Below are 1,101 nucleotides of genomic sequence, written 5' to 3'. Positions count from 1 at the left end.
TGTTTTCCTTCCTGCTGGTAGTTCATCTATAATTGAAACGTCCATTTCCCCAAAGGCAGTTATCGCTAATGTCCGAGGTATTGGTGTAGCTGTCATAAATAATACATCGGTCTGTTCACCTTTTTCTCTTAGCATCCGCCTTTGTTCAACTCCAAAACGGTGTTGTTCATCTGTAATAACAAGTCCAAGTTTATGGAACGCGAGATCATCTTGAATAAGCGCATGTGTCCCAATTAATAAATTTATTTCATTGTTTGCCACTCTTTCTAGTAAGTCTCTTCTTTTCTTTCCTTTAACTGAACTAGTTAACAAAGCGACTGATACTCCAAAAGGCTCAAACAATTGAAAAAGTGACTCAGCATGCTGTTCAGCTAATATCTCGGTAGGTACCATTAACGCACTTTGGTAACCAGACAAGAAGGCTGCATAGATCGCAATAGCAGAAACAACCGTTTTTCCGGAACCGACATCCCCTTGCAATAGCCGATTCATTCGATAAGGTGAAGTCATGTCACTTAGAATTTCATTTACAACACGTGTTTGGGCATTTGTTAATGGAAAAGGTAAAGAATCAAGAAAAACCTTATGCTTTTCTTTAGAAAATTGATGAACAACCCCCTTCGATTGTTCTCGCTGAACCTTCCTTAGCGTCTGCATTTTAAGTTGAAATAAAAGAAACTCTTCATAAACAAAGCGTCTTCTCGCTTGTTTAAGGTCCTCTTTTTCCTCAGGTATGTGAATGGTCTTAAGTGCCTCTTTTCTTGTCATTAGCTTGTATTTATTAAGTAAATGATCAGGCAAGAGCTCAGTAACACCTTCAAGATAATCTTTAAGGGCAATTGAAACAAATTTTCTTATTCCTTTTACTGTTAATTTTCCTTTAACAGAATAAACAGGTTCAATTCCTGATACATCTTGTTTTGGGCCAAATAAAAGATTAGATACTGTAATCGTTTGTCTATGTTTGTCCCATTTCCCTGTAACTGTAACCGTCGCATCAATAGAAAGTTTATTTTTAAAGTAAGGACGATTAAAACAAACAACTGACAGCAAATATCGTCCTACTAACAATCGGAACGTAAGACGTGACCTTTTTTTACC

At 36.9% G+C, this 1,101-nt stretch carries 1 protein-coding gene; it reads right to left on the bottom strand.

Annotated elements, in window-relative coordinates; genetic code table 11:
• The coding region (locus ACEWK1_RS27650) for an ATP-dependent DNA helicase RecG (protein ID WP_416636885.1) at window positions 1-1,101 on the bottom strand (1,101 nt) is incomplete at both ends.

The organism is Metabacillus sp. YM-086 (assembly GCF_048059995.1).
GTDB classification, from domain to species: domain Bacteria; phylum Bacillota; class Bacilli; order Bacillales; family Bacillaceae; genus Metabacillus; species Metabacillus litoralis_B.
The sequence above is the reverse complement of the archived record's forward strand: the minus strand, read 5'-3'. Positions and strand labels throughout refer to the sequence as shown.